The sequence below is a fragment of the Streptomyces sp. ISL-99 genome (genome assembly GCF_018614005.1).
Classification (GTDB): domain Bacteria; phylum Actinomycetota; class Actinomycetes; order Streptomycetales; family Streptomycetaceae; genus Streptomyces; species Streptomyces flavidovirens.
The window spans coordinates 161,459-167,892 of record NZ_JAGGPC010000033.1 but is presented as its reverse complement, the minus strand read 5'-3'; the positions used below and the strand labels follow the sequence as shown (position 1 = coordinate 167,892).

7 protein-coding genes and 1 pseudogene are annotated in these 6,434 nt (G+C 69.4%); 6 read left to right on the top strand and 2 right to left on the bottom strand.

The window, feature by feature from the left end:
• Nucleotides 1-831: 831 nt before the first annotated feature.
• Nucleotides 832-1,437 (top strand): GNAT family N-acetyltransferase, encoded by a 606-nt coding sequence (locus J7E91_RS21395; protein ID WP_214907196.1) that lies wholly within the window; start codon nucleotides 832-834, stop codon nucleotides 1,435-1,437.
• Nucleotides 1,438-1,699: 262 nt separating this feature from the next.
• Nucleotides 1,700-1,879 (top strand): hypothetical protein, encoded by a 180-nt coding sequence (locus J7E91_RS21390; RefSeq protein ID WP_214907194.1) that lies wholly within the window; start codon nucleotides 1,700-1,702, stop codon nucleotides 1,877-1,879.
• 41 nt (nucleotides 1,880-1,920) lie between these two features.
• Here the strand turns inward: J7E91_RS21390 and J7E91_RS21385 are convergent, their stop codons facing one another.
• Entirely contained in the window at nucleotides 1,921-2,571 is a 651-nt protein-coding gene (locus J7E91_RS21385; RefSeq protein WP_251016025.1) for a TetR/AcrR family transcriptional regulator, read from the bottom strand.
• A gap of 119 nt (nucleotides 2,572-2,690) precedes the next feature.
• On the opposite strand from J7E91_RS21385, the gene J7E91_RS21380 reads away from it, so the two are divergent.
• The 4 genes and pseudogenes from J7E91_RS21380 to J7E91_RS36135 form a co-directional block, all read left to right on the top strand.
• Nucleotides 2,691-3,389, top strand: a complete 699-nt coding sequence (locus J7E91_RS21380; RefSeq protein ID WP_214907190.1) for a hypothetical protein — start codon at nucleotides 2,691-2,693, stop codon at nucleotides 3,387-3,389.
• 97 nt (nucleotides 3,390-3,486) lie between these two features.
• Nucleotides 3,487-3,732 carry a zinc-binding dehydrogenase gene (locus tag J7E91_RS21375; protein WP_308376865.1) on the top strand — a complete coding sequence of 82 codons (246 nt, stop codon included), beginning with the start codon at nucleotides 3,487-3,489 and terminating at the stop codon, nucleotides 3,730-3,732.
• Nucleotides 3,733-3,756: 24 nt separating this feature from the next.
• Nucleotides 3,757-4,134, top strand: coding sequence for a hypothetical protein (locus J7E91_RS21370; protein WP_214907186.1), 378 nt, complete (start codon nucleotides 3,757-3,759; stop codon nucleotides 4,132-4,134).
• Between the two features lie 232 nt (nucleotides 4,135-4,366).
• Nucleotides 4,367-4,743: pseudogene (locus J7E91_RS36135) on the top strand (acetoacetate--CoA ligase); the annotation flags it as partial.
• Nucleotides 4,744-5,468: 725 nt separating this feature from the next.
• Here J7E91_RS36135 and J7E91_RS21365 read toward each other — a convergent pair.
• On the bottom strand, nucleotides 5,469-6,401 hold the full coding sequence (locus J7E91_RS21365) for a GntR family transcriptional regulator (protein WP_214907184.1): 933 nt from the start codon (nucleotides 6,399-6,401) through the stop codon (nucleotides 5,469-5,471).
• Between the last annotated feature and the right edge of the window lie 33 nt (nucleotides 6,402-6,434).

Genomic DNA, 6,434 nt, shown 5'->3' with positions numbered 1-6,434 from the left:
GCAACGACCCCTGGAATCCGCCGCGTTCCGGCGGGGCTTCGCTGTCTCACGCGCTCTCACACGGGTCTCACCGACTGTGCGGATTCCGCCGGACTATGAGGCCCTGACCTGGTGTTATGCCCGCGCCCTGGACTTGGTGGACGTCCTTGGACGGTCGTTATGACCTGTGCCATGTGGGGCCGACAACCGCCAGCGTCTGCCCCGCAACTCAACTCAGTCAGCCTCTGACGGGGGCGGCCACGGCGCGCCGTGATCACTCAACGTGCTGGTCGTACAGCCACAGGAAGAACGGCCACCGGGCCAAAAGAACACCCGGCCCACACCCCGCCACGACGTGCACACACCCCGCAAAAAACCGGCAGCGAAACAGCGAACGAAGAAGTTAACCACCCCACGACCACGCCGCACAGGTTAAAGATCAAGCTAGCCTGCCACCTGGATGTTCCCACCTGAGCGCTGATGCGGCAATTGACGATGAGGAGATTGGCCATGACGACCACCGCCCGCGCCACCTTGCAGCACGAGGACGAGCGGGTACGGGTCGCCCGCTGAGACTTCGAGCCGGGAGAGAGCACCGGCCGTCACGTGCACGAGTACGACTACGTCGTCGTGCCCGTCACCGACGGGCGAACTGACGTGATCGCTCCCGACGCACGGTCACCTCTCGCAGTTGCGGGCAGGTGAGTCCTATGCACGCCCCGCCGGCGGCGAACACGAAGTCGTCAACGTCAGCACCTCTGGCCTTCGTCGAAATCGAACTGAAGTAACCGCCATCCGAAGTGAACGAAATCCGTCGAGCGCCCGGCCGCCCCGCGCGGCTACGGTACGGCGATGACCAGCACATACCGCCCCGCTCCCCGGGTCGCCACCCACGCGGACACCGATGCCATCGTCTCCACGATGACCACCGCCTTCTTCCACGACCCGCTGTGGGGCCCGGCCTTCCCCGACGAACAGCAGCGCGCCGAGCAGGCGGCGGCCATGTGGCGCCTGTACGTCACCTCCGCACTGCGCTACCCCTGGACACTCGTCACGCCCGGCCTCGAAGCCGCGGCCGTGTGGATCCCGCCGGGCGGCACCGAGCTCACCCCGGAAGAGGAAAGTGGCCTGGAGGATCTGCTGGCGCAGTCCGCCGGCACGGAGGTGGCCAAAGCGATCCTGGCGATTTACGACCAGTTGGAGGCGGCCCACCCCGGCGAGCCCTGCTACTACCTCACCCTGCTCGGCGTCCACGACGACCACCGCGGCAAAGGACTGGGCATGGGCTTGCTCGCCGAGAGCCTCGCCCGCATCGACGCCCTCGGTGCCCCCTCCTACCTGGAATCGTCCAACCCCGCGAACATCGCCCGCTACGAAAGCGTCGGCTTCATTTCCCGCGACGAGATCACCACCGCCACCGGCCACACCGTCACGACCACGTGGCGCCCTGCCCGCTGACCCAAGCGGCAGCACGAAGGCTCTGACCGCTCGGGGAGATCCGGACCTTGGCGCACTGAAGCAGTGTGACGAGGCCCCGGCGCGGGGCGGGAATGGAGCCACGGACCGCACCAACCCGCGTGGAGGGCGAGCCAGTGCACGCGTCACCCCACCAACACGCGCAGCGGCCGACAGGACACGGCCTGCTTCAACCACTATCACTGATTGCTGGCTCACGGCCTGACACGATGCCCCTCTGGAGCCGCCGTCGCCCCGTCCCGGGGTGGGTTCAGAAGACGGCGAGGGGGTTGACGGGCACCCCGGTCAGGCCGTGGATGCGCGGGGGTGCGACCGCGAGGAGGCCCCGGCGATCCGTACCCTGCTTCACCAGCTGGCCAATGTGGCCGACGTCAAAGCCCTCCTGTTGCTGTACCGCAGGCTCGACGAAGACCTGTACCGCTGAACAGCCCCGGACGGTGCCAGGCGCCTTGGCCCCGCCTGCGGTTAGGTGCGAGCGGTGCGGCGGCCGTCGGCGGTGAGCAGATAGGCGATCGCCATGTCGCTGAGCTCATCCGCGTAACGGCGTATGGCCGCCTCGCTGGTGGGACGGTCGGGGCGCAGGGAGTTGTGGAAGCAGGCGCCGAGGATGGAGCGGGCCGCGGTGTCCAGTGCCCTCTGGGGGTCGGAGCGTCGGATCTGGTCGGCGTAGGGGGCTGCCGCTTCGAGCAGGAGGCGGTGGATTGCGGTGATGGTGTGGGCCCCGCGATCCAAGGCGTGGGTCCCCCGCGCGCGCAGCAGCTCGGGGAACACATTGCTGCTGTCGGCGAAGGACCGCAGTAGGGCGTGCGTGTAGGCGTCCATGACGCCGGGAAGCGACGGCTCGGCCATGCGCAGCTGCTCGGCCACGCACTCCTCGCGTCGTTCCAGCATCCGCTCGGTGAGGGCGGTGATCAGCTGTTCTTTGTCTTCGAAGCGGCGGTAGATCGTGCCCACCGAGACACCGGCGCGTTTCGCGACGCTGGTGATCGTCATCTCCTCCAGACCGGCCGAGGACGCGATCTCCTCGGCCGCCCGCAGGACGCGAGCCAGGGTCGCGGCGCTGCGCGCCTGCCGGGGCTCCCGGTAGCGCAGGGGGCGGTCGGCCGCGTGGGTCATGTCTCGCATGGTATCGGCAGCGGTCTCAGCAGGTTCCTTTGACAAGTGGTGCCCTCCTCCGGCTACCCTCGAAATGTGAATGCGAATTTGTATTCACATTCTGCCCTGGAGGTTCGACCATGACCGACAACCCGACCGCCGCGCCCGTGGCCGTGACGCTCACGGCAGGGCCTACCGGCCCGGGGAGCATCGACGACTTCGAGCTGTTCTATGCACGCCGCGCCGTGAACCGCTTCAGGGAGCGGCTGGGCCGCCAGGGCCTGCTCGACCTGCTGGCCGCGGACATCGAGGAAGGCAACGCCTTCCTGCGGCAGAGCGCCCTCGACTCCGACGGCCGCTTCACCGGGGGCACGACCGTCCTCACGACGCAGGGCCTGAAGGCAGACTCTTTCCTGGCCTGGATGGAAAGGGCATTCGCCGGCGACGAGGCCGTGCTCCTCGCGGCGCACCCCGAGCACTACGTGATGACCAACCGGGCCGACGGAACGCCCCACGTGGTGGAGAACATCGGCCCCCACGTCTGCTCCTTCTACATGGGCGGATGGGGCGCCGAGGCGACCGCATGGGCCGCGGACGCGGACGAAGTCCTCCCGGAGTCGCAGTTTCCGTACAAGATGTCCTCGAACCTCTTCCTCGAAGACGGCACCGTCGTCGGGCGGGTGCTCATCCAGTTCGGCGACACCGAGGACGGTTTCGCCTCGCACCTGACGGTCTACATGCCCGCCTCGTGCCCGGAAGAGGTCCTGGAGCACCACATGCGGCACTTCGCCGTCGAGTTCAGAAACTGGATCACCGCCGCCGCGGCAGCCCGCTCCTGAGACAGCGCGGGGCGACCGGACACGCGCTGCTGCGCGAGGTCACAACCCCGACGTCGGGCCGCCCCGGCTCCAACCGGAGCGGCTCGGCTGCGGCCCGGTGGGCCTCGCCGTCGTGTCCGTGCTCAAAGCCCGCGGCGTCGCCACCGTGATAACCAGCGACTACTCCGCCGGTCGCCGGGAGCTCGCGAGGAAGTGCGGCGCCGACGCCGTGGTCGACCCTGCGGTCGAATCGCCCTGGGAAGGCTCTTCGGCCGGGCACGGTTCCATGACCACCATGCCCGACGAGTACAACGCGGGCATCGACGCGGTCGAGAGTCTGGCCCGCATGCCCTTGCCGTGGTAGGCCGCCTGGCGGGCCCTGGAAGCGGTGGGCGCGACCCGCCCCAAGCTCCCCGTGGTCTTCGAATGCGTCGGGGTGCCCGGCATGATCGACGGCATCCTGGCCGCCGCGCCCCTGCACTCGCGCGTCGTCGTCGGAGTCTGCATGGGCCTCGACACGAACCGTCCATCGCTCGCGGTGAACAAGGAACGCGACCTGCGATTCGCCGTCGGATACACGCCGCTGGAGTTCCGGAACACCCTCCACGCCCTCGCCGGCGGCACTCTGAACGCCCCCCACCTCATCACCGGACGGGTCGGGCTGACGGGCGTCGCCTCGGCGTTCACCGCCCTGGCTGCCCCCGAGGTCCATGCCAAGGTCCTCATCGACCCCTCGCTCGACACGGACCGGATCGTGATGAGGTGAGCGCGCTCCCACCCTGCGCCGGACGAGGCAGTGGATCGTGCGCCGGACTCCGGACGGTCGGATCGCCGGCCGGGTGTCCGGCACGGGTACTACGTCTTGTCCCGGTGCGTCGAGTGGCCGAGTTCCTTGGACATGACCCGGGTCGAGCGCACCAGCTGCCGAGAAGTCCGCGAGAGCCTTCTCCGTGATGCGACCGGGCCGGCATGACGAGGGTGGTACCAGCGGCAGCTACCTGTCCGCGCTGCGCGTCCTCGGCTCCACCGGCGCGCCCCTGCCCACCGGGGCGCGCCACTGGGGCCATGACCACGTGGGACCACGAGTCCAGGTCGCCTCCACCAGCGGCGGCACCGACATCGTCAGCGACTTCGCCGGCAGCACGCCCGCCACACCCGTGTGGCCCGGCGAGATCTCCGCCCCGCTGCTCGGAGTCGCACTGGAAGCGTTCGACAGTCAGGGCCGATCCGTCATCGGGGAGGTCGGTGAGCTCGTGGTCACCCGGCCCAGGCCCTCGATGCCGCTCCGATTTGGGAACGCCCCGACGACTCCCGCTACCACCAGGCGTACTTCGGCACCTACCCCGGTGTGCGGTCGTGGCGTGGAAGTCGGTGGTGCCGACGACGACGTGGCCCAGTCCGCGGTCGCACCCGGTCGGTGCGCAGGACGCCGGGGGCGCGGGAGCCGGTATGTTCGGTGCGGCCGGGGCCGTTGTCAGCGAGTGGCGGTGACCGGGGCCTGGGTCAGGCGGGGAGTGACCTCCAGGACGGCGCGTACGGCAGTGGCCTGGTCGTTTCCACGTGGGCTTCCGGCATCTCCGTCGGACGGCATTCTGAAACGATCAGTTGCTCCGGTCCGTGAGGGCCAGGTCCGCAAACCTGCGCGCGCCTACACGCCGCACCGAGCACATCAGGAACTGCGCGGGCGGTGGCTACCCAGCAGGTATCTCCGGCCAGGCCGTTCCCACTTTGATCGGCACTGACTTCACCCGTTCCCCGCACCTTCACACTCCTTGGTCTGGCCTCCCTGTCAAACCGTCGTCGGTCACTTCGTGATACAGGAGCGGTGCTCACAGTTACCGAGATGGCGGTGAGCCAAAGGTCCGCTTCGACGTCCCCCAGGGAATCGACGACCCGCAGAGTGAGCACGTCACCCCGGCCCGTAGCCTGTCCCTGCTGCGCACCCAGGGCAAAGAGGGAGGCCGGCTCCATGACGCGGTCCCTGCCAGTGCCACGGTCCGCGCAACTACCCACCGCACCCAGCAGGGGGACACGGGCTGCTGGTGTTCTCCGCCGCCCGGCCACAGCAGGGCGAATGCCAATGCCGGAAGCACGGGCGGTTCACCGCTCTCCCTGCACGTCTCCCAGCGTTGACGCGACGACCGGGTCGCCGTAGGTGAAGTCGCCTGGCGGGATGCCCGGGTGGTGTCCGGTGGGCGGTGGTACGGGCGCCGTGTCGGTCCTGAGTGTCAGGCGGGAGACGATGCGGTAGCGGTCACCGCGGTAGAGCGAGTGGACGTACTCCACCGGACGCCCGTCGGCGTCGGTGGTCAGGCGCTCGAAGAGGAGCGCCGGGGAGAGCTCCGGCACGTCGAGTACCTCTGCCTCGGTGCGGGTGACCACGGTGGGCTCGATCGCCTGTGTCGCTTCGCTGACATGGACGCCGTGGTGCTTGCGCAAATGCTCGTAGAGGTCGCCGTCCTCGAGTTCACGGGCGGTGAGGCCGGGCACGAGGGCGGCCGGGATGTGCAGGTGCTCGATCGCCATCGGGGAGCCGTCCACCAACCGCAGCCGCGCCACGTAGACGATGGCCGCGGCAGGCGAGAGCCGCAGCCTGCGGCCCACCCGGGCGCCCGCCGGTACCGTGGTGAACTCCAGCAGTCGACTCGACCAGGCCCCCGACGCCTGCGGCACGCGGAGCGAGTGGTGGCCTGGCACCAGCTCCTGGGTGATCTTGTCCGGGGCGACGAACACACCCCGGCCGTGTTCGCGGACGAGAACACCGGCGGTGACCAGATCGTCGACGGCCGCCCGCAGGGTTGGGCGGGACACCCCGAGTTGCGCGCACAGTGTCCGCTCCGAGGGGATCGCGTCCCCCGGACAGCGTTCTTCGACCATCTCCAGTACGGCGTCGCGGACCCGCTCCCGTTTGAGCACGCCGCCGGGGCGGCCGCCCTCCGGTCCGATGTCCCGGGGCTGTGGCGCGGCGGTCGGCTCCTCCGTCACCGCGGCGTCGCCGGTCGGCCGCAGCGTGCCTGGCTCTGCGTCGCCCATCTGCGTCGTCCCCTTTCCAGCCGCCCATGCGGC

Excerpts from the sequence above, each read along its gene's own strand:
- J7E91_RS21395 (WP_214907196.1), top strand. The coding sequence starts at position 832 with ATGACCAGCACATACCGCCCCGCTCCCCGGGTCGCCACCCACGCGGAC.
- J7E91_RS21385 (WP_251016025.1), bottom strand. The coding sequence starts at position 2,571 with ATGACCCACGCGGCCGACCGCCCCCTGCGCTACCGGGAGCCCCGGCAG.
- J7E91_RS21380 (WP_214907190.1), top strand. The coding sequence starts at position 2,691 with ATGACCGACAACCCGACCGCCGCGCCCGTGGCCGTGACGCTCACGGCA.
- J7E91_RS21365 (WP_214907184.1), bottom strand. The coding sequence starts at position 6,401 with ATGGGCGACGCAGAGCCAGGCACGCTGCGGCCGACCGGCGACGCCGCG.